The following is a 20051-nucleotide window of genomic DNA, read 5'->3' as shown; positions in this document are numbered from 1 at the left end:
TCTCCTGTAGTCGGCTGTGGGCTCAGGCCGGCTTGCCTGTGAGGTATTGCTGGATGGTGGGCATATGCATATCGTGGGCATTGAGCAGGCTGTCGAGCTGCTCACGCGAATTGACCAAGCCCTTGGCCGCCACCAGGCCCTGGGCGTCCAGCAAGACGGCATAGGGCAGGCGTGAAACCCGGTAGCCCATACCCAGCTCGCTGGACACCACATAAGGCATGGCTTGCAAACCTTGCTCGCGCACAAAGCCCAGGTGATCGGCATCGCCATCGCTGGCCAGCACCACCCGCAATTGCCGGCCTTCGTCGCGCATCAAGGCCTTGAGCACCGGGATCAGCTTTTTGCACACCGGGCAGGTGGGCGCCAGAAAGAAAACCAGGGTGGGCGTGGCTTGAGCGCCGCCCAGGTTTACCGGCTCGGATTGGATGCCGGTCAGCGCAAATTGCGGGCTAGGTGAACCGATAGGCGGGCCCGAGTCGGTCACCAGGGCGCCCATGGGCGCCACCCGCTCAAACAGCACACCGACCTGGCGGGACAAGGCCCACAACATCAGGCCCAGGGCCAGCACGGCCAGCCACAAGAGCAGCAGGGAAATAGTGATTGCATTCATCGCATGAACTCCGTCAGCAAAAAAGAGGCGTCAATGGGCGTGGCCGCGATGGCCCGCAGGGGGCAGGCGGCGCGCCAGGGGGTGGCGCAAGACCTGGTTGAAGGCGGCGTACAAGGGCAAGGCCAAGACCAGACTGCCCACCAGCACGGCGAAATCGGCCAGGCCCAGCGCGCGCCCGCTGTCGGTTCCAGTGGCCAGCCAGGCCAGCAGGGCCAGGGCCACATTGCGCCCCACCAGCAGCCAGGAGACCGGCAGCGGCGCCCCACCGCAACCACAGTCCAGGCTGTGACGCTGCAGGCGATGCCAGGCCATCAGCGCGGCATAGCTCAGCAGCAGGAGCAAGGCCAGGCCCGCCCCCAGGCTGCGAGCGGGGCTCAGGCTCAGCACGGCGGTCAAAAGCTCCAGGCTGGGGATCAAACGGCTCAACAGGGTTTGCAAGCCCAGGGGCAGACGGGCCGCGCCATAGGCCGCCAGATGCTGCTCAAACAGATCGAGGTCCCCAAACTTGGCCAGGGCCGCATGGGCGAACAAGGTGGCGATCAGGGCCGCCGCGATCCACACCAGGAGCGGATCCAGCAGCGCGGTCGAAGAGGAAGAAGCGTTCCACATGATCTTGCTCAGTCCTGCGTCTCAAGCAGCAAGGCACTCTCCCCGGCCCGCTTGACCACGCTCAGCAATTTGGGCGTCACACCGGCCTGCGGCCATTGCCAGCTGCGCATCTCGCCGTTGACCCCGCTGAGGGTGTGCAGGCGCTGGCCATTGCGAGAGAAGGTCATGGCCGCCGTGCCCAGGCCGGGCGCCTTGGCCACCCGCTTGCCAGTCTGCAGATCAAAGGTCCACAGCTCGGTGGCGGGTCGTTTGTGCGAACCCTCGACGCCCTTGTCATGCATGGCGACGACGGCATAGCGGCCATCGGGATGGACCGCGAACAGCTGGTAGCCACCCGGACGCCAACCGCCTTTCAAGCCTTGAACCAAGTCCGTCTTGGCCCTGACCCGCGCGGCCGGGCCGCCCAGATCCAGCTCGGTCAAAGTGCCTTTGAAGGAGACAAACCAATAGCGATCGCCGATCTGCTCCGCATGGTGGAACCAGGCGTCGGCATCGGCATCAAACAACTTCTCGCTGAGCTGGCGATCGGCCACCTGGCCTTGCTCGTCCAGGGTGACGGTGGCCACCTTGCCGTCGCCGCACAGCATGGAAAAGCGCGTCGCATGGCTGGCGGCGGGCAGCAAGCCCCAGCAGCCGGGGGTTTGCACCTCGGCCACGGCCTTGCGCTCTTGCAGATCAACCACCGTGATCGAGGTGGCGGGCGTGGCGTTTTGCACCAGCACAAAGCGGCCGTTGGCGCTGGTCCGCACCAGGCCGCGATAGGTCAGGGCCTGGGCACGGCGCGGCGGCAAGAGGATCTCGCCCTTGACGGTCAGGGCATTGGTGTCATGGATCTCCAGCACATCGAGGCGCTCGCCATGCACACCGCGCGAGAGAAAGCTGGTGGCGACATAGAGTTCATCGCGCTTGGGGCTGAGGGTGAAGTTGCCCACATAGCCGGTCGAGATGGTGCCCAGAAACTTGGCATCGCGGGGGTCGTAGATGCGGATGCGGCCGTCGTGGATATGGGCGATGGAGACATCGGCCACATAGACGCGGGCTTGCTGGGCGGCATCCAGGGTCGAGGTGCTCAACGTTTCGGGCGGCAACTCGGGCGGCAAGGCGGCGGGGGTCGCTGCCGTGGCCGCAGCGACTGAGAGACTCATGAGCAAGGGCGCGAGAAGGCGGGGACGCCGGGGCGGCACGGGGGGCATGGGCATGATCCAAATCCTTCCAAGGACAGCGCCGATGACATACCGGCGAGAGCGATTGGGTCGCAGTTTGGAAGCCGCAGGGCTTGCCGCATATCACGTTTCGGCAAGAACGCAGTTCGCAGGGGAAAACCCCTGGACGAGACTTTGCGCAGTGTTCATCGACCTTTCGGCCCTTCACAGAGCCGAAGCGGCGCGCAGCCCCAGAGCTTGCCGCGACCCAGTGCGAGGCGGGAAACGCGGGCTTTAGAACAAGCGAATGGCGCGCAACTCAAAGTTGCTCGTGGCCTTGAAACCGTTCTCGGTGTTCAGGTCGCGGCCCCAGTTGAACATCAGCTGGGTCTTGCCGTCCGACAGCCAATGCGAGCCGTTGAGCAAGAAGCTGGTGCGGCTCTGGCCGTCGTGTTGCGCCACGCCGGCCAGCGAGGTTTCGGCGCCGGTGAAATGCCGCAAACCAAAGGCCAACTCGCTGCCCGGTGCGAGGGCATAGCGCAAAAAACTCTGCAAGGTCAGCAGCGGCTTTTGGCTCAAGGCACCGGCGGCATTGCGATCGTTATCACCATAGGCGGTGAGGTCCAGATAGCCATCGACGATCCAGTCCTTGCCCAGGCCGGTTTGCCCTCCCAGTTGCAGCACGAACTTGTTGCGGTTCTCGCCGAGGGACAGCTTCAAGGGCTCGTAAGCCCCGGTCTTGAAGGTCACGCCAGGCATCAGATAGACGGAGCTGCGCGAGGCCGCATCCTGCACCAGCATCACCGAGGCCAGCAGGCTGACATCACCAATACCGCTGGCGCTCTCCAGACCTGCGAGCGTGCCTTGGCCCGCGACGCGGCCGAAGGGGATCACCATCTGCGGATTGATCTGCACATTGCCCAGCCGGGTGGCATAGAACAAGCGCAGCAAGCCCACATCGGCCCTGGCCTTGGGCCCTTCCACCGTCTGCCCCTGCACCCGCAGCGGCCCCAAGTCGGTGTGAATCGCATACAGGCCGACCAGACCCATGCCGGGCGGCGGTGCGACCGCATCGCCCGGATGGGCTTCAAGAGCCTGGGCCGAACTGGCGGCCAAGGCGAGGCCGCCAATCAGGGCGGACAGCTGGACCGCTGCAGAAGGAAGCGGGCGTATGGGCAAGCGGGTGGACTGAGTCATGGAGGTCTCCGTTTTTGGACATGTGCGAGAGGAGTTCTTGAGCCCTTGGCATCGAATGCCTTGGCTCAAGAGCTGGCGGATGCTAGGCAGCGCTGCGGCTACCACCCATCGTTCAGTTGCACCTCCTCCATTTGCACCAGGGCCATCTGCACCAGGGCTTTTTGTCAGTGCAAAGCCGCATGCAAAGCGAGGGATAGGGGTTTTCACCTGATGCAGATGCACCAGCCCAGGACTTCCCCTTGGTGCATTGGGACGGTGTTGCAAAGCGCGCCAGATTCCTAGACTGCGCTGCCCTTTCCCCTCAACAGGAGCTCCCATGTCCCATCGATCCAGCGCTAATGCACAACGTCGACGCCAACTGCTTCAAGGCCTGGCCAGCACAGCGGCCGCCGCCGTCTTGCCCGGCTGGGCCCAAGCCCAGGACAAAACGCCCATCACCATCGGCATGCCGATTGCGCAAAGCGGGCCGGCCGGGGTGGCCGACCATGCCGACTTCCTCAAGGGCGCCCAGCTGGCGCTCAAGCAGATCAATGCGGCCGGTGGCATCAAGGGCCGCCCCTTGACCCTGCGGGTGGTGGACATCGACCTGCTGACGCCCGAAGGCACGCAAGCAGCCTTGCGCAAAATCGTCGACGCCAAGGTGCAGGCCATCGTCTCGCCCTTCGTCCTGATCCCCGTGCCGGCCATGGCCACGGTGGCCAATTACAAAGCGCCCTATCTGCACGGCAATACCCAGCAGGCCTCGCTGGACCTGGTGCGCAAGAACCCGGCCCAGTACGGCCACATCTACCAGATCGATCCGCCGGAGACGTTCTACGGCGCGGGCTTCCCCCTGTTCTGCGAGCAGCTGGAGGCCCATGGCAGCTGGAAGCCGGTGAACCGAAAGGTCCACATCATCACCGAGCAGATCGCCTACACGCAGAACATCACGAAGGCGGCGGCCGAGCAGTTCAAGGCCCGGGGCAAATACGAAGTCGCCAAGATCACCCAGATCCAGTTCCCGGTGCAGGACTGGGGCCCGGTGCTGCAAGACATCAAGAACACCGGCGCCGGCATCGTGATGGTCAATCACTGGGTGGCCGCCGAGCTGGCCGCTTTTGCCAAGCAGTTCGCCGCCAACCCCCTGCCCGGCGCCCTGGTCTATCTGCAGTACGGCCCCTCGCAACCCGAGTTCCTCAACCTGGCTGGTGCGGCCGCCGAGGGCTTTGTGTGGGGCACCGTCTATGGCGCATATGCCGACAAGCAAGGCCAGACTTTCCGCGATCAATACCAGGCCGAATACCTAGCCAAGGGCGGCGTGATGGGCCTGGTCTACACCGGCGGCGGCTATGACGCGGTCCAGCTCTTGGCCCAGGCCTGGAACAAGGCCGCCCCCGAGGACTTCAAGGCCGTCAACGCTGCACTGCGCCAGCTGAAGTACCGCGGCGTCAACGGCTTCTACCGTTTTGACAACGCCAACCAGGCGCCGCTGAACTATCCGCTAGAGGTCAGCAAGCCCGAGGAAGGCATTGCCCAGCTCTTCTACCAGGTGCAGGGCGGCCAGCACCGCATCATCGCGCCGGACGCGCTCAAGCAGTCCGGCTTCAAGGCCGCGCCATGGATGAAATGAGATGAGCGCTGCGAGCTTGAAGCCAGGCCCGGCCCTGTTCAGCTGCCGGGCTATCGGCCACGCCTTTGGCAGCCGGGAGGTCTTGAAGAACATCTCCCTGGCCGCCCAGGCCGGCGAGGTGCTGGGCGTGGTGGGGCCCAATGGCGCGGGCAAGACGACCTTGTTCGAGATCCTCAGCGGCCGCCTGCGGCCCAGCCGCGGCCAGGTGTTCTTGGGCGAGACCGAGCTGACCCGCCTGCCCTTGCATGCCCGCGCCCGACTCGGCATAGGCCGCACCTACCAAAGCCCGGTGGTGCCCGAACACCTGAGCCTGGGCGAGGTCTTCAGGGCCGCACGCCAAGCCTATCGGCCATTCCTGAGCGCCCACGATGCCGAATGGGCGGCCCATCAGGTGGGCCTGGCCTGGCGGCCCGCCGCCCTGGCGGGCTCGCTGGGCGCGCTGGACCGAAGGCGTCTGCTGCTGGCCTGCCTCTTGATGCGCAAGCCCAAGGTCTTGCTGATGGACGAGCCGGCCGCTGGCCTGATCAATGCCGAGATCGACGCCATCGACGGCATCCTGCGCTATGTCGCCCAGGAGCTGCAGGTCGCCGTGCTGCTGGTCGAGCACCGGCTGGAGCTGCTGGCCGCCCTGGCGGGTCGGGTGGTGGTGCTGGACGGGGGCGAGCTGATTGCCGACGGCCTGCCCGAACAGGTGTTTCAAGAACCCCGGGTGCGCGCGGCCTACTTTGAAGCGGAGGCCGCATGAACAACAAGCCCATGCACGCGAGCGAAGGCATTTTGCAGGTGCGCAATCTATCGGCCGGCTACGGGCCCTTGACGGTGCTGCACGATCTGGACTTTGCCGTCACGGCGGGCGAGAAGGTCGCCCTGGTGGGGCTGAACGGCCATGGCAAGTCCACCTTGTTTCGCGCCATCAGCGGCCTCACCGACTGGCAGCGCGGCTCGATCCGTCTGGGCGGGGTGGAGGTCGGCCGCGTGCGCAGCGGCGGCGCGGGCCGCATGACCCACAAAATCGTCCGCATGGGCCTGGCCCATATGCCGCAGGGCGACGCCATCTTTCCCGGCCTGACGGTGGCCCAGCACCTGGACTGCGGCGCCTTCACCGCCCAGGCCTGGCGCCAGCGCCGGCGCCGTCAAGAGGAGTTGCTGGCCCTGTTCGCGCCCCTGCAAAAGCTGATCAAGTCGCCGGTGGGCAGCCTGTCGGGCGGCGAGCGCCGCATGGTCTCGCTGGCGCGCGGCCTGATGACGCCGGCCAAGCTCTATCTGGTGGACGAGCCCTCGCTAGGCCTGGCGCCCAAGATCAGCCGCAGCATCGTCGATGCCTTGCTCAGCCTGGAGCTGGGTGCCGGGGCCCTGGTGATCGCCGAGCAAAACCTGGCCCTGCTGAGTGGCCGGGTGGACCGGGTCTTGGGCATGCACGCCGGCCAACTCAAGGGCAGCGCCTGAGATGGCCGCCTCATTTACGACGACACGCGCGTCAAAGGATTCCCCATGAGCACCGACCTCAGCTTCATCGCCCTCTCGGCCCTCAATCTGTCTTGCATCTATGCGCTCCTGGCGCTGGGCGTCTCCATCGTGTTTGCCAGCCTGGGCCTGGTAAATATGGCGCATGGCTTCAGCTTTGCCACCGCCGGCTATGGCGCCTGGCTGGTGGCCAGTTATCTGAGCAGCAACCCCTGGCTGGTGATGGCCGGTGGCTTGGCGGTCGGCGCGCTCTGCGGCCTGCTGATCTGCGCCATTGCCTTCATCCCATTGCACGAAAAGCCTAACTTCGTGATGCGCGGCATGGTGGCCACCCTGGCCATCAATCTGCTGGGCATCCAGGGTTTGCAAACCGCCTTCGGGCCCAGCGCGCGCAGCCTGCCGCCTCTGTTTGGCGCGGGGGCTTGGGGCGGCATTCCGGCCGACAAGGCCGGTACCATCGCCTGCGCGCTTTTGCTGATGGGCCTGACCCTGCTCTGGATGACGCGCAGCCGCATGGGCTTGCAGGTGCGCGCCATGATGCAAAACCCCGAGGGCGCGGCCCTGGTCGGCATCGGCGTGCGCCGCACCGCCTTGCTGGTGATGGCGGTGACGGGAGGCCTGGCGGGCATGGCGGCGGTCTTGCTGTCGCAAACCTATTTCGTCAGCCCTTATGCCGGCACCACGCCGCTGGTGAAGGGGCTGATCGTGGCCCTGGCCGGTGGCCTGGGCTCGGTGCCGGGCGCGGTGGCCGCCGCCGTGCTGGTGGGCGTGATCGAAGCCCTCACCGGCGCCTTGCTGGGCGGTCAATACGTCTTGATCACCCAGTTTCTTTTCATCATCGCCGTGCTGCTGCTGCGCCCCCGGGGCCTGGGCGGTCTGCTCGACCATACGCGGGAGTAAAAAACCATGGCCATCGCAGCCAAGAAACATCGCGTCGGCGCGCGCTACTGGCGGCCGCGCTGGCGCGGCCATAGCGAGCAGCTGTGGGCACGCTGGCGCATCCCCGGCAGCCGCCGCACCCTCTTGCTCACCCAGGGCCGCTACAACCCCAAGGACTTGTCGCGCGAGATCCTCATCCTCGACAAGCGCCCGTTGTGGTGGGCGGCTGCGCTTGGCCTGCTGGCCATCTTGCCGCCTGTGCTGGGCCTGCAGCTGGAGAGCGCCAGCCTTCTGTCGGCCGCCGCCATCTTCGCCCTCTACGCCGCCATCAATCTGGTCTGGATGCTGGTGATAGGCACGGCGGGCATCTTCTCGCTGGCCAGCCTGGCCATCGTGGGTGCGGCGGCTTATTGCGGTGCATATTTGTCCATCGAGTTTGGCCTGCCCTGGTGGGGCATGGTGGGCGTGGGCGCGGCGACCGGAGGCTTGTTCGGGCTGATCATCGCGCTGCCAGCCATGCGGCTGGAAGGTTTTTACTACGCCTTGCTCACCCTGGGCCTGGTGGAGCTGTGCCGGGTCTCGGTCGTGCAATCGCAAGCCCTGGGCTCGGCCACAGGCGGCTTGTTTGGCGCCGCCTCCTACCTGCCCGATGGCCTGGACGAGCAGAGCGCCATGCTGCTGAGTTACGTCGTTTGTTTCTCGGTGATGCTCTTGGCCTTGGGCCTCTACCGGGTGGTCAACGGCATGCGGCTGGGGCGTTTGCTGCGCAGCGCACCCGAGAAGCAAGAGGCCTTTGCCCAGGCCTGCGGCATCGATGTGCGGCGCGCCCGGCTGCAGGTCTTCATCATCTCGTCCAGCGCCCTGGGCGCCATCGGCGGCATCTACGCCGCGCATTTCCAGGGCGCCTCGCCCTCGCTATTCGGCATCGACAACCTCTTGCTGATGCTGGCCATGATCGTCATTGGCGGCCTGGGCACGGCCGAGGGCGCGGTGGCCGGCACCCTGATCGTCGTCATGCTGGACAAGCTGCTGATCGAGTGGGGCTCCTGGCGCCTGGTGCTGATAGGCGCGCTGATGCTGGCCACCGTGCTTTACACCCGTGCCGGCTTGATGGGCGTGCGTGCCCAGTTCCGCGCCTGGCGCCTTAAAAAACAGAGCGAGGCGCGCGCCATGCGCAGCGAGGCGGGCGGCGAGGTGATGCCCGAGGAGGCGATTGCCATCGCCGACAAGGCCTTGATTTCTTTGCGCAGCCACGACAAACGCCAGCGCGACGGCCTCAAGCGCTTGATCACCCCCGCCGTGCTGGAAGAACACCGCGTCTTGCCCTGGGGCCAGCATGCCGAGGATCTGACGCGTTTGCTGCATTACTTCCGCTTTGCCGCCATCACGGACAAATACGCGCTGATGTCGGAGAAAAAAGCCTTCAAGCGCTACCGCTTGATCGCGCTGTCCGGCCAACGCGGCGTGCCGCCCCGTCTGGTGGACGACAAGCATTACGACTCCATCGAAGCCGCCACCCACGCGGTCTTCCTCAAACGTTGCCAAGACCTTCTGGAGAGCTAAGACATGGCCCAAATTCGACTCCACGGATACACCGACCCCCTGAGCCTGCGTAACGGGCAAACCGTGCAGGCCTTCATCAGCGCCGAGGGCACCGAGCGGGTGAAGGTCCAACTGGTGCGCCTGATCCACGGCGATGAACACCCCGATGGCCCCGGCTTTATCGAAGAGCTGCTACCCAGCAACATCAACCGCGAATGGCCGGTGCAGCGCCAATACACCCAGCAAGGCAGTTTCTTGCAGGTGCAAGACCCCGGCGACACGCTGAATCTGTGCGAGGGGCCCATCACCTTGTTTGGCTTTGTGATGCCCACCCTGCCCAGCGGCGGGCGCCAGGTGATCTTGGGCCGCTGGTGCGTCAGCAGCCAGCGCGGCATGGCCTTGGGGATCAATGCCCAGGGCTTGCTGGAGCTGTGGCTGGGCGATGGCGAGCGGGTCGACGCGGTCTGCGCCGAGGTGCCCATGCTGCCGCATATCTGGTGTTTTGTGGCCGCCAGCTACGACCCGAGCACAGGCCAGGCCAGCGTGCATCAAATCCCGGTGGCCAATCGCTACAACTCACGCCTGTCGCTGCGGGTCTGCCCGATTGATCTGCACTCCCATGTGTCGATGACGATGCGGGTCAAACCTCGCGCCGCAGCGGGCGGCTTTTTGCTGGCCGCTGCCCATGAGCACAACCCCGCCCGGGGTGAGTTCTTCAGCCAATGCTTCAACGGCAAGATCGACCGGCCGGGCGTGCTGCAGCAGATCGCCGACGCTTCCTTGCTCGCGCATCTGGTGGACGGAGGCAGCCCGCGCCCCGAACAAATCCTGGCCTGTTGGGACACCAGCTTGGGTCTGAGCGACAACGGCATTGGCGACGAGGTCTTGGACGTCGGCCCTTTGGGCCTGCATGCCCAGGGCTTCAACCGCCCCATACGCGGCCAGACCGGCTGGAACTGGAAGGGCCGCAACGACAGCTATCGCCTGGCACCCCAAGAGTACGGCGCCATCGAGTTCCATGAGGACGCCTTGACCGACTGCCGCTGGCAGCCCAGCTTTGCCTTCGAGGCACCAAGCGATCTGCGCAGCGGCTGCTATGCCTTCAAGCTGACCGCCGGCACGGGTGAACAAGCGGTAGAGGAATACCTGCCCTTTTTCCTCTGCGCCAAGCAGCCCAAAGCCAAGGTCGCCTTGCTGATCCCGACCACCAGCTATCTGGCCTATGCCAACGCCCAGCTGGCGTTTGAGGTCAATGCGGTGCAGTCCATCACCTCGGTTGTGCCCATTTTTCAGCCCAGCGATATCGACTACTACCGCGACGGCCTGCCCTTTGGCCTGAGCGCCTACGACCATCACCGCGACGGCGAGGGCTGCAGCCTCAGCTCCTCGCGCCGGCCCATCATCAATATGCGGCCCAAATGCCGCATGCCCGGCGTGGCCTGGCCCTGGCAGTTCCCGGCCGATCTGTCCATCGTGGCCTGGTTGGAAAACCAAGACATCGCCTACGAAGTGCTCACCGACGCTGAGCTGCATGCCGAAGGCAGCGCCGCCCTGCAGCCCTATGCGGTGGTGATCAACGGCAGCCATGCCGAGTACTACAGCGAGGCCATGCTGGACGGCACCGAAGACTATCTGGCTCAGGGCGGCCGGGTCATGTATTTGTCGGGCAATGGTTACTACTGGGTGACGGGCTTCCGCGCCGATGAGCCCTGGCTGATGGAGGTACGCAAGCTGGACAGCGGCTCGCGCGCCTGGCAGAGCCGGCCGGGCGAGAGCTATCTGGCCAGCACGGGCGAGCGCAGCGGCCTGTGGCGGCATCGCGGCCGCGCGCCGCAGAAGCTGGTGGGCACGGGCTTTGCCAGCGAGGGCATGGACCAGTCCCGCCCCTACCGGCGCATGGCGGACTCCTGGCACAAAAGCGTGGCCTGGATTTTTGAGGGCGTTGACAAAGAAGTCTTCGGCGACTTCGGCCTGGCCGGTGGAGGCGCGGCCGGCGTGGAGATTGACCGCTACGACCTCAGCCTGGGTTCACCCCCGCATGCTCGCATCCTGGCCAGCTCGCTGGAGTTCAGCGACAACTACCCCCTGGTGCAGGAAGAGATCATGTACAACCACCCCGGCATGGGCGGCACCCAACACCCCGGCGTGCGCTGCGACCTGGTCTATTTCACGACCCCCGGCCACGGTGCCGTGTTCTCGCCCAGCTCCATCGCCTGGAGCCATGCCCTGCCCTGCCAGGGCTTTGACAACGAGATCTCTCGCATCATGGGCAATGTCTTGCGGGCCTTTATGCGGCCCGGGCCGCTGCCGGGCACGGAGTACATCGCGGACGAGAAGCTCTGGCGCTAGCAAAGCTAGGCGAAAACTTGGATGGTCTGATCGACGCTTCTTCGCTTCAATAGCGAGCGAGCCTTCTGCTCAATTCGGGGCCGTATGAACACCGAAACCTTTGGCAAGACCTTGTTGGAGCTGTACCGTCTCGCCCATCTGGCGCCGATACAGACCTTTCAGCGCCTGGCTTTGGACGCGCTGAGCGCGCGCTTTGACTTCGACGCCGCCTGGTGGGGCATGGCCTCTCAGCCCCCTGATGGCCCGCTGGAGATTCACGCCTCCCTGCCCTACCGCCTGCCGGCTTTCTACCCCTCGCTCTGGGATGAGATCAAGGATGAAGACACCCTGGCCGCCGCCGTCATGGCGACGCCGGGCCGCAGCGTGAACTTCGGCCGCAAGGCCGTGCAAAGCTCACCCGGCCTGGCCTCCTTGATGGCGCGTTTCGGCATCACCAGCTGTTTGTGCACCGTCACCTTGCTGCCTGAGCTCAATCTGATGGCTTTTCTTTCGCTCTACCGCTGCGAAGGCAAGCCGCCCTTCACCGAGCATGAGCGCCGCACCAAGCAGATCCTGATGCCCCACCTCACCGCCGCGCTCAGCTCCAACTGGATGCTGCATCTGGAGCGGGTACGCGCCAACCGTGCCTCGGCCCGCGCCTCCCTGGCCGTGGTGGACCGGCGCGGCATGTTGTATGTGGCCGATCAAGCCCTGACCGCCGCCCTGCGCCTGGAATGGCCGCATTGGACCGGCCCCATGCTGCCCGAGGAACTGACCCGCCATCTGCAAGCCGGCACTACGTTTCAAGGCAAGCAGTTGGGGGTGCGCATGCATCCGGTGGGCGACCTCTGGCTGGTGGACCTGCGCGTCAGCTCCCTGCCCACCCGTTTGTCGCCGCGCGAAAACGAGATCGCCAGCCAGTTCTCCACCGGCGCCAGCTACAAAGAGATTGCCCGCAATCTAGGCATCGCCCCGGCCACGGCCCGCCACCATCTGCGCGAGATCTATCGCAAGCTGGAGGTTTCCGACAAAGCCCAGCTGGCCCAGCGCCTGTTTGCCGCCGACGAGCTAACCCTGGACCTGGAGGGCCGCAGTATTTTTGAAGAACTGCCGGGCCTGTCGCATGGCTTTGGCCAGCTCTTGGCGGACTGAATTCAATTCAGCGTGATCGCCAGATCCCGCCCCTTGAGCGCCGCATTGCCCGCAAAGTCCTGCGCCAAGATGCGCAAGATGTAGTCGCCAGCCGGCAAGTCAAGGGTCTGCCAACGCCCCGGCAAGACCTGACCCCCAAGCGCTTGGTTGGTCAGCACATAACGAAAACGGGTGACGGCACTGCCATGCACGGTGATGCCGCTGCTAGGGGCGTAGATCATCTTGACCGCCACGTCATCCACCGGCAGACGGGCAAAGTTCTGCGTCATGCGCGGCTGCTCAAATCCCGGCGCTGGGCGGCCATCGGGCGAGAGAATTTGGTAGCCCAGGCTGTGCAGGCCTAAACGGCGGCGCGGCTCGTTGTCGTCCACCTGGTCCCAGGCTTCGACGACGATCTGCAGGCCGGCATCATCGCGGGTGATCAGCAAAGGCCCGGGCGGCTTGGCCTTGGCTTTGCTTTTCTTGCCTGCTTTGGCCACAGGCGCGCCCAAACGGCGGCCGGAGGCGTCGTACAACTCCACCGCCTCGATCACCGGCGCCACATGGTCACGCATGCCCTCAAAGCCCAGCAGCTGCGGGTCCAGCTGATAGCCGCCTACGCCCAGGGCCAGATGCACATGGGCCATGCTGTTGACCGTGCCCAGGGGCTCGCCCGCGGCAAAACGGGTGCCGCGCCGCACCCGCAGGCGCTCGGGCTTGCCGGCCTCATCCAGTTGCAAGATGAAACGCGCCGGGTCCAAGACCCGGCCCTTGGCATCGCGGCCCACCTTCATATGGATGTAGCTGAGTCTGTCCAGGGCCAGGCCCTCGCCCTGGCCGCCGAAGGACCAGGTCGACAAGGGGCTGACCACCTTGGCGTCGGCCAGGGCCAGCACCTCGCTACCCACATCGCCGCGCACATCCAGGCCTTCATGCAGATGGTCGCGGCTCTCGCCTCGGTAGTTGCCGCGCACCTCGCCGGGCGTGCCCACCACCTCATGCCAGGCCTGCTGGGGCGCCAGGGGCCAGCGCTTGGCCGTGGCAGGCAGGGCGATGTCGGCGGCTGGGCCGATGACCCCATCCAGGGAGCGGGAGGTCTGAGCGGCCTCGCTGCGCGCCTGCGGCAGCAGTTTATGCAGGCGGTAGCTGCCCGCATCGGCCAGATAGAGCACGCCGGCCGGGTCCAGGGCCAGGGCAGTCGGCCGGGCAAAGCGCAGCTCAGGCCCGCTGCTGAGCACCCGGTAGTCGCCGCTGGCGGTGGCCACTTGCAAGACAGCGCCACGCCGCAGCACGCTGACGTAGAGATAACCGTCGGGCGTGGCGGCCAAGGCCAGCGGGCGCCGCAGCGGATGCTGCTCGTCGGCGGGATTGGCCTCGGGGTCGCTGCGCAGCAGGGTTGTCACCTGACCGGTCGGTGTGATGCGCCGAATCGCGTCGTTACGACTGTCGGCCACCCAAAGCTGGCCTTGTGCATCGAGCGCCAGGCCAATGGGCGTGTCGAAACGCGCGAGGCTGCCCTCGCCATCCTGAAAGCCCGGCAGGCTGCCTCCGGCCAGGGTCGAGACCAGACCCTCCGGGCTGATCATGCGGATGCGGTCGTTATAGCTGTCGGCCACATAGATGCGGCCTTGCGCGTCGACGGCCACGGCCAGCGGCCCGTTGAACTGCGCTTGGGCGGCGGGGCCGTCTTTGTCGCCCGCCACGCCGCTGCCGGCCACGGTTGTCACCAAGCCCTGGGGCGTGATGCGGCGGATGGCATGGTTGCCGGTATCGGCCACCAAGACATTGCCCGACTTGTCTACTGCCAGGCCCGAAGGCGTGTGAAACAGGGCTTGCGTGCCCTGGCCATCACGCAAGCCCTCGCCCGCGCCTCCAGCCAAGACCGTGACCAGGCCTTGCGGGCTGATGCGCCGAACACTGTTGGACTCCCCACCATCGGCCACAAAGAGATTGCCGTCGGCATCGCGGGCCAGGCCGTAGGGATCGGCAAACTGGGCCTGGGCGGCCGGCCCATCGCGCCGACCGGGGTGACCATCACCCGCCAGGAGGCTGAGTTGGGCGATGCCGCCAAAAGGCGTGCTGGCCACAAAGGGCTGGACCTTTTTGATCAGCGGCGAAGTGCGCGGCGACTCGCCTGTCTGGGTGGCCGACATCCACCACCAGGCCCCCATCGTGCTCAAAAGGCTGAGGCCGAGCAGGCCCAGCATCCAGGCGCTGAGACGCTTGTCGCTGCGCAAGCTCACTTGCGCGATTTCTTCTTGTCGACCTCGCCTTGGCCCAAAGCCTCCAGGGTGCGCTGGCGGCGCTGGGCCTTTTTGTCTTCCATGGCCTCCATGGCCTTGCGCTGGGTGTGGCCGCTGGAGTCCGACCAATGCCACCAGACGGCGGCCAAGACGAAGGGCGACAGCACGATCCACCAGTCCCAGCCCGCTACCGGCGCCACCTCAAAAAACTTCAGGCCCAGCAGGCCCAGGCCGATCACAACAAACCACATCTTCTTTTCCCCCAAACGCAGAACTCATGCCCCAAATACGGGGCTCGCACAGCCGCAACACCCGGGTCACGGGTGAGCACTAGAATCTTTTGATCGTTTTCGAACGACTCGCGCCAGACTGTAGTTCACTGAACGCTCGCTCGGTCTGATCAAAGGCGATGAACTCTTTGCTTGCTCCTCGAAAGGAAACCATGAAGTCCTCCCTCACCAAGACCGTTCTGGCACTGTCGGCCGCACTGGGCGCCGGCCTGATCGCTGCCCCGGCCTTTGCCAACGCCGATCTGGCCCAGAAGAAGAACTGCATGGCCTGCCATGCGGTGGACAAAAAGCTGGTCGGCCCGGCTTATAAGGATGTGGCGGCCAAGTACGCCAAGGACAAAGCCGCCGTCGCCACCTTGTCGACCAAGATCATTAAGGGCGGCTCCGGCGTCTGGGGCCCCGTGCCCATGCCCGCCAACTCACAAGTCAGCGAGGCCGAAGCCAAGCAACTGGCGACCTGGATTTTGTCGGTGAAGTAAGCCGACGCACAGCCAAGAAAAAAGGCCCCGAGGGGCCTTTACTTGTTTGAAGCGACCGAATCAGTAGGCCTGACCGAGTTGCTCAAGGATGGCCGGGTTCTCCAGCGTACTCGTGTCCTGGGTGACGGACTCGCCCTTGGCAACCGAGCGCAGCAGGCGGCGCATGATCTTGCCGGAGCGGGTCTTGGGCAGGTTGTCGCCAAAGCGGATGTCCTTGGGCTTGGCGATGGGGCCGATTTCCTTGGCCACATGGTCGCGCAGCTGCTTGGCGATGGCCTTGGCCTCGTCGCCGCTGGGGCGGCCGCGCTTGAGCACGACGAAGGCGCAGATGGCCTCGCCCGTGGTGTCATCAGGACGACCCACCACCGCCGCTTCGGCCACCAGCTCGGTAAAGCTGACCAGAGCGGATTCGATTTCCATCGTGCCCATGCGGTGACCGGAGACGTTCAGCACATCGTCGATACGGCCGGTGATGGTGAAGTAGCCGGTCTCGGCGTCCCGAATGGCGCCGTCGCCCGCCAGGTAATAGCCTTTGAGCTCGGCTGGGTAGTAGCTGCTCTTGAAACGCTCGGGGTCGTTCCAGATGGTGCGGATCATCGAGGGCCAGGGCTTTTTGACGACCAGAATGCCGCCTTGGCCATTGGGCACATCGGTGCCGGTTTCGTCCACGATGGCGGTGGTGATGCCCGGGAAGGGCAAGGTGCAGGAGCCTGGCACCAGGGGCGTGGCGCCCGGCAGCGGGGTGATCATGTGGCCGCCGGTTTCGGTCTGCCAGAAGGTGTCGACGATGGGGCAACGGCCGCCGCCGATATGCTTGTGATACCACTCCCAAGCGGCCGGGTTGATGGGCTCACCCACCGAGCCCAAGAGGCGCAGGCTGCTCAGGTCATAACGGGCCGGGTGCACGGCTTCATTGCCTTCAGCCGCCTTGATCAGGGAGCGGATGGCGGTGGGCGCGGTGTAAAAGACCGTGACCTTGTGCTTCTCGATCATCTGCCAGAAACGGCCGGCGTCCGGGTAGGTGGGCACGCCCTCAAACACGATCTCGGTGCCGCCCAGAGCCAGGGGGCCATAGGTGATATAGCTGTGGCCGGTGACCCAGCCGATATCGGCCGTGCACCAGAACACATCGTTGTCCTTCAGGTCGAAGGTCCACTTGGTCGTCAGCGCGGCATGCAGCAGATAGCCGCCGGTGCTGTGCTGCACGCCCTTGGGCTTGCCGGTGGAACCCGAGGTGTAGAGCAGGAAGAGCGGATGCTCCGCTTCGACCCACTCGGGTTCGCAGACGTCCGACTGGCCGCCCACCACATCGTGCAGCCACAGATCGCGTCCTTCCACCCAGTTGATCTTGCCGCCGGTGCGCTTGAAGACGATGACATCCTTCAAGCTGGGGCAGCTGCCGCCGTCCAGGGCTTCGTCGACGATGGCCTTCAAGGGCAAGGCCTTGCCGCCGCGCAATTGCTCGTCGGCGGTGATGATGGCGACGGCGCCGGCATCTTGCACCCGGTCACGCAGGCTCTGGGCCGAGAAGCCGCCGAACACCACCGAGTGGATGGCACCGATGCGGGCGCAAGCCTGCATGGCGGCCACGCCTTCGACGGACATGGACATATAAATGACCACGCGGTCGCCCTTTTTGACGCCGCGCGCCTTCAGAGCATTGGCCAGACGGGACACCTGCGAAAGCAGATCCTTGTAAGTGACCTTGGTGACCGAGCCGTCGTCGGCTTCAAAAATGATGGCGACCTTGTCACCCTTGCCAGCCTCGATATTGCGATCCAGGCAGTTGTAGGAGACGTTCAGCAGGCCGTCCTCAAACCACTTGAAAAAGGGCGCCTGGCTGCTGTTGAGCACCTGGGTAAAGGGCTTCTTCCAGCTGACGAACTCACGGGCCAGACGGCCCCAATAGCCTTCGTAATCGCGCTCGGCCTCATCCACCAGGGCTTGGTAGCCGGCCATGCCCTTGACATGGGCCTGGGCCTGCCACTCGGCGCTGGGCAGATATTGGTCTGAATGACTCATGAGTTTGTCTCCTCAACACGGGTTAATCTGGATACGGCGCGGGCGAGGTTCGGTCACCCTCGGCCACGCTTTGCTGCAACTGTGCATCCAGTCTCTGACGAAGCGCTTACTCTAAATTCATGGCCGCTCGCCCCGGGCCAAGAGACTGCAATATGTGGCTTCTAAAATCGAGCACCGCACACTCATCCATAAAAGAAAGACAGCGCCTATGTCCCAAGCCCCTCGCCGCCTTCGCCCCCTGCCCAATCTGATCTTCGCCAGCCGCTGGTTGCAGCTGCCGCTTTATCTGGGCCTGATCCTGGCCCAGGCGGTCTATGTCTTTCAGTTCTGGACCGAGCTGGTGCATCTGATCGAGGCCGCCTTCGGCAATCAGGAAGCGCTGACGATGCTGGTCAAGAGCATTGGCTACAAGGCCACGGCCATCAAGGACATCAGCGGCAATGTGATCGGCTACGAGCCCATCGCCAAGCTCAACGAGACCATTCTGATGCTGGTCGTGCTGGGCCTGATCGATGTGGTGATGATCTCCAATCTGCTCATCATGGTGATCGTGGGCGGCTACGAGACCTTTGTTTCGCGCATGGGTCTGGAGGATCACCCAGACCAGCCCGAATGGCTCAGCCATGTGAACGCCTCGGTGCTCAAGGTCAAACTGGCCACGGCCATCATCGGCATCTCCTCCATCCACCTGCTCAAGACCTTTATCAACGCCGACAACTATGCGGAGAAGACCTTGATGTGGCAGACCCTGATTCACGTCGCCTTCCTGGCCTCGGCAATCGCGATTGCCTACACCGACCGGCTCTTGAGCGGCAGCCACGGCAAGGATGAAGCCCACTGAGGACTCGACACAGGCACAAACAAAAAAGCGGGCTCGGGCCCGCTTTTTTCTTGCCTACGATCTTGGTCTGCCAGGGTTCAGGGGCCCGACAAGCGGAAGGTATGGGCCACGTCGGCCAGTTTGCCCACCTGCTCCTTGAGGCTCTCCGCGGCGGCGGCGGACTGCTCCACCAGGGCCGCGTTCTGCTGCGTCATCTGGTCCACTTCCAGCACCGAGGTATTGACCTCGCCGATGCCGGAGGACTGTGAATCCAGAGCGGCAGAAATCTCGCCAATGATGCCGGTGACCCGCTCCACACTGCCCACGATCTCGCTCATGGTGCGGCCGGCGTCAGCCACCAAGCGACTGCCGCCCTCCACCTTCTCCACCGAGGCATTGATCAGGGTCTTGATCTCGCGTGCCGCCTGCGCACTGCGCTGGGCCAGCGCCCTCACCTCGGACGCCACCACCGCAAAGCCGCGCCCTTGCTCGCCCGCGCGGGCCGCTTCCACCGCCGCGTTCAGCGCCAGGATATTGGTCTGGAAGGCGATGCTGTCGATCACGCCGATGATGTCGCCGATCTGGCGCGAGCTGCTATTGATGTCCTCCATGGTGTGAACCACCTGGGACACCACCTGGCCGCCGCGCGCCGCCACCTCGCCGGCCGAGACAGCCATGCGATTGGCCTCGCCCGCCGAGTCGGCCGACGCTTTCAAGGCCGCCACCAGTTGCTCGATCGAGGAGGAGGCTCTTTGCAGATTGGAAGCGGTCTGCTCGGTGCGCAGACTCAGGTCTTGATTGCCCAGCGCGATCTCGCCGCTGGCGCTGCGGATGGAGTCGGACGAATCCAAGACCGAGCGCAGCGAACTCTCCAACTGCACGGTCATCGCGCCCAGTGCGCGGATCAGCTCACCCAATTCATCGGCACGCTCGCTGTCGGCGCGTATGGACAGATTGCCGCGCGCCACCTCACCGGCCAGGCTGACCGCCCGCTTCAACTCCGCCACCATCGAGCGCTGCATCAGCCATGACCCCATCACCGCCAGCGCAGCGCAGAGCAGCCCCAGGGCCGACAAGCCCCAGACGATGCGCTGGGTACTGCTATCGGCCTGGGCGGTGTTGCGCGCCGCATCGGCCTCCTCCTGAGCAAGCAAGGCGCTCATCTGTTTGGACAGATCGGCAAACGAGCTGTCCCCGTTTTGCATGGCGGCCACTCCGGTGTTGGCATCCACCGAGGCCATGTCCAGCGCCGAGTCGGCGTTTTTCAGGTATTTGTCCAACACCTCGCCAAGCTTGGCTGCTGCCTTGCGCAAGTCCTCATCCAAGTCCTGGCGTTGGGCCAAGCCGAGCAAGCTGCTTTTGACCTGCCCCACCTGCTGAGCCAGATCCTTGCGGTGCTGCACAAACTGCGCCTCATCCAGGGAGGCAGCGAGCGCCAGATTGCGGTACACCCCGGCGTGCAAAGTGGCCATTTTTTCCCGCGCCGCCTCCAGGGTGTGAACCGTCTGCTGCTGGGCCAGAAAGCTCTGGCGGTTCTCCGCCGCAGCCCGCCCTATGACCAGGGACTGGATCTCCCCAACAGAGAACACCAGCACCGCGGTCAGCAAAGGGGCGGCCAAAAGCTTTGTCGCAAGTTTCATAAACCGGCCCAGCTATTGCAGTGATCGAACACAAAGATAAGGCACA

17 protein-coding genes are annotated in these 20051 nt (G+C 64.9%); 9 read left to right on the top strand and 8 right to left on the bottom strand.

Translation table 11 applies throughout. The annotated features are described in order from the left end of the window. Positions 1-22 precede the first annotated feature (22 nt). From mauD to DBR47_RS03130, 4 genes are all read right to left on the bottom strand, one after another. Positions 23-610 carry a methylamine dehydrogenase accessory protein MauD gene (gene mauD / locus DBR47_RS03145; RefSeq protein ID WP_124446739.1) on the bottom strand — a complete coding sequence of 196 codons (588 nt, stop codon included), beginning with the start codon at positions 608-610 and terminating at the stop codon, positions 23-25. Between the two features lie 30 nt (positions 611-640). Next, positions 641-1219 carry a MauE/DoxX family redox-associated membrane protein gene (locus tag DBR47_RS03140; protein WP_124446737.1) on the bottom strand — a complete coding sequence of 193 codons (579 nt, stop codon included), beginning with the start codon at positions 1217-1219 and terminating at the stop codon, positions 641-643. Positions 1220-1227: 8 nt separating this feature from the next. Then, the gene (locus DBR47_RS03135; RefSeq protein WP_197046832.1) at positions 1228-2364 is read right to left on the bottom strand and encodes an amine dehydrogenase large subunit; all 1137 of its coding nucleotides are present in this window, start codon (positions 2362-2364) and stop codon (positions 1228-1230) included. 291 nt (positions 2365-2655) lie between these two features. Then, positions 2656-3558, bottom strand: a complete 903-nt coding sequence (locus DBR47_RS03130) for a transporter (protein WP_197046831.1) — start codon at positions 3556-3558, stop codon at positions 2656-2658. 316 nt (positions 3559-3874) lie between these two features. On the opposite strand from DBR47_RS03130, the gene DBR47_RS03125 reads away from it, so the two are divergent. The 7 genes from DBR47_RS03125 (at position 3875) to DBR47_RS03095 (ending at position 12532) form a co-directional block, all read left to right on the top strand. After that, entirely contained in the window at positions 3875-5167 is a 1293-nt protein-coding gene (locus DBR47_RS03125) for an ABC transporter substrate-binding protein (RefSeq protein ID WP_124446731.1), read from the top strand. A gap of 1 nt (position 5168) precedes the next feature. Next, positions 5169-5912, top strand: coding sequence for an ATP-binding cassette domain-containing protein (locus tag DBR47_RS03120; protein ID WP_124446729.1), 744 nt, complete (start codon positions 5169-5171; stop codon positions 5910-5912). After that, positions 5909-6613: an ABC transporter ATP-binding protein gene (locus DBR47_RS03115; RefSeq protein WP_197046830.1), complete on the top strand. Its 705-nt coding sequence runs from the start codon at positions 5909-5911 to the stop codon at positions 6611-6613. The genes DBR47_RS03120 and DBR47_RS03115 overlap by 4 nt, the downstream gene beginning before the upstream one ends. A gap of 45 nt (positions 6614-6658) precedes the next feature. Further along, a complete protein-coding gene (locus DBR47_RS03110; RefSeq protein WP_124446727.1) occupies positions 6659-7531 on the top strand; it encodes a branched-chain amino acid ABC transporter permease in 873 nt (290 codons plus the stop codon). Positions 7532-7537: 6 nt separating this feature from the next. Then, positions 7538-9073, top strand: a complete 1536-nt coding sequence (locus DBR47_RS03105; protein ID WP_124446725.1) for a branched-chain amino acid ABC transporter permease — start codon at positions 7538-7540, stop codon at positions 9071-9073. Between the two features lie 3 nt (positions 9074-9076). Continuing rightward, complete coding sequence (locus DBR47_RS03100; RefSeq protein WP_124446723.1) at positions 9077-11401, top strand: N,N-dimethylformamidase beta subunit family domain-containing protein; 2325 nt, start codon at positions 9077-9079, stop codon at positions 11399-11401. Positions 11402-11485: 84 nt separating this feature from the next. Continuing rightward, positions 11486-12532 carry a response regulator transcription factor gene (locus DBR47_RS03095; protein ID WP_124446721.1) on the top strand — a complete coding sequence of 349 codons (1047 nt, stop codon included), beginning with the start codon at positions 11486-11488 and terminating at the stop codon, positions 12530-12532. A gap of 2 nt (positions 12533-12534) precedes the next feature. Here the strand turns inward: DBR47_RS03095 and DBR47_RS03090 are convergent, their stop codons facing one another. After that, positions 12535-14754 carry an NHL repeat-containing protein gene (locus tag DBR47_RS03090; protein ID WP_197046829.1) on the bottom strand — a complete coding sequence of 740 codons (2220 nt, stop codon included), beginning with the start codon at positions 14752-14754 and terminating at the stop codon, positions 12535-12537. Beyond that, positions 14751-15005, bottom strand: a complete 255-nt coding sequence (locus tag DBR47_RS03085) for a TIGR04438 family Trp-rich protein (protein ID WP_124446719.1) — start codon at positions 15003-15005, stop codon at positions 14751-14753. Before DBR47_RS03085 ends, DBR47_RS03090 begins: the two co-directional genes overlap by 4 nt. Positions 15006-15196: 191 nt before the next feature. Between DBR47_RS03085 and DBR47_RS03080 the strand changes: the two genes are divergently transcribed. After that, positions 15197-15523, top strand: coding sequence for a c-type cytochrome (locus DBR47_RS03080; protein WP_124446717.1), 327 nt, complete (start codon positions 15197-15199; stop codon positions 15521-15523). A 60-nt stretch (positions 15524-15583) separates the two neighbouring features. Here the strand turns inward: DBR47_RS03080 and acs are convergent, their stop codons facing one another. Then, the gene (gene acs, locus DBR47_RS03075) at positions 15584-17545 is read right to left on the bottom strand and encodes an acetate--CoA ligase (RefSeq protein ID WP_124446715.1); all 1962 of its coding nucleotides are present in this window, start codon (positions 17543-17545) and stop codon (positions 15584-15586) included. 208 nt (positions 17546-17753) lie between these two features. Between acs and DBR47_RS03070 the strand changes: the two genes are divergently transcribed. Next, positions 17754-18386 (top strand): TIGR00645 family protein, encoded by a 633-nt coding sequence (locus tag DBR47_RS03070; protein ID WP_124446713.1) that lies wholly within the window; start codon positions 17754-17756, stop codon positions 18384-18386. 77 nt (positions 18387-18463) lie between these two features. Here DBR47_RS03070 and DBR47_RS25330 read toward each other — a convergent pair whose 3' ends face one another. Then, positions 18464-20005 (bottom strand): methyl-accepting chemotaxis protein, encoded by a 1542-nt coding sequence (locus DBR47_RS25330; RefSeq protein WP_197046828.1) that lies wholly within the window; start codon positions 20003-20005, stop codon positions 18464-18466. Positions 20006-20051 lie beyond the last annotated feature (46 nt).

The sequence above is a fragment of the Paucibacter sp. KBW04 genome (genome assembly GCF_003852425.1).
GTDB lineage: Bacteria > Pseudomonadota > Gammaproteobacteria > Burkholderiales > Burkholderiaceae_C > Paucibacter_A.
Note: the sequence above shows the minus strand (reverse complement) of the source record. Positions and strands in the feature narration are given on the sequence as shown.

Excerpts from the sequence above, each read along its gene's own strand:
- mauD (WP_124446739.1), bottom strand. The coding sequence starts at position 610 with ATGAATGCAATCACTATTTCCCTGCTGCTCTTGTGGCTGGCCGTGCTG.
- DBR47_RS03140 (WP_124446737.1), bottom strand. The coding sequence starts at position 1,219 with ATGTGGAACGCTTCTTCCTCTTCGACCGCGCTGCTGGATCCGCTCCTG.
- DBR47_RS03135 (WP_197046832.1), bottom strand. The coding sequence starts at position 2,364 with ATGAGTCTCTCAGTCGCTGCGGCCACGGCAGCGACCCCCGCCGCCTTG.
- DBR47_RS03130 (WP_197046831.1), bottom strand. The coding sequence starts at position 3,558 with ATGACTCAGTCCACCCGCTTGCCCATACGCCCGCTTCCTTCTGCAGCG.
- DBR47_RS03125 (WP_124446731.1), top strand. The coding sequence starts at position 3,875 with ATGTCCCATCGATCCAGCGCTAATGCACAACGTCGACGCCAACTGCTT.
- DBR47_RS03120 (WP_124446729.1), top strand. The coding sequence starts at position 5,169 with ATGAGCGCTGCGAGCTTGAAGCCAGGCCCGGCCCTGTTCAGCTGCCGG.
- DBR47_RS03115 (WP_197046830.1), top strand. The coding sequence starts at position 5,909 with ATGAACAACAAGCCCATGCACGCGAGCGAAGGCATTTTGCAGGTGCGC.
- DBR47_RS03110 (WP_124446727.1), top strand. The coding sequence starts at position 6,659 with ATGAGCACCGACCTCAGCTTCATCGCCCTCTCGGCCCTCAATCTGTCT.
- DBR47_RS03105 (WP_124446725.1), top strand. The coding sequence starts at position 7,538 with ATGGCCATCGCAGCCAAGAAACATCGCGTCGGCGCGCGCTACTGGCGG.
- DBR47_RS03100 (WP_124446723.1), top strand. The coding sequence starts at position 9,077 with ATGGCCCAAATTCGACTCCACGGATACACCGACCCCCTGAGCCTGCGT.
- DBR47_RS03095 (WP_124446721.1), top strand. The coding sequence starts at position 11,486 with ATGAACACCGAAACCTTTGGCAAGACCTTGTTGGAGCTGTACCGTCTC.
- DBR47_RS03085 (WP_124446719.1), bottom strand. The coding sequence starts at position 15,005 with ATGTGGTTTGTTGTGATCGGCCTGGGCCTGCTGGGCCTGAAGTTTTTT.
- DBR47_RS03080 (WP_124446717.1), top strand. The coding sequence starts at position 15,197 with ATGAAGTCCTCCCTCACCAAGACCGTTCTGGCACTGTCGGCCGCACTG.
- acs (WP_124446715.1), bottom strand. The coding sequence starts at position 17,545 with ATGAGTCATTCAGACCAATATCTGCCCAGCGCCGAGTGGCAGGCCCAG.
- DBR47_RS03070 (WP_124446713.1), top strand. The coding sequence starts at position 17,754 with ATGTCCCAAGCCCCTCGCCGCCTTCGCCCCCTGCCCAATCTGATCTTC.
- DBR47_RS25330 (WP_197046828.1), bottom strand. The coding sequence starts at position 20,005 with ATGAAACTTGCGACAAAGCTTTTGGCCGCCCCTTTGCTGACCGCGGTG.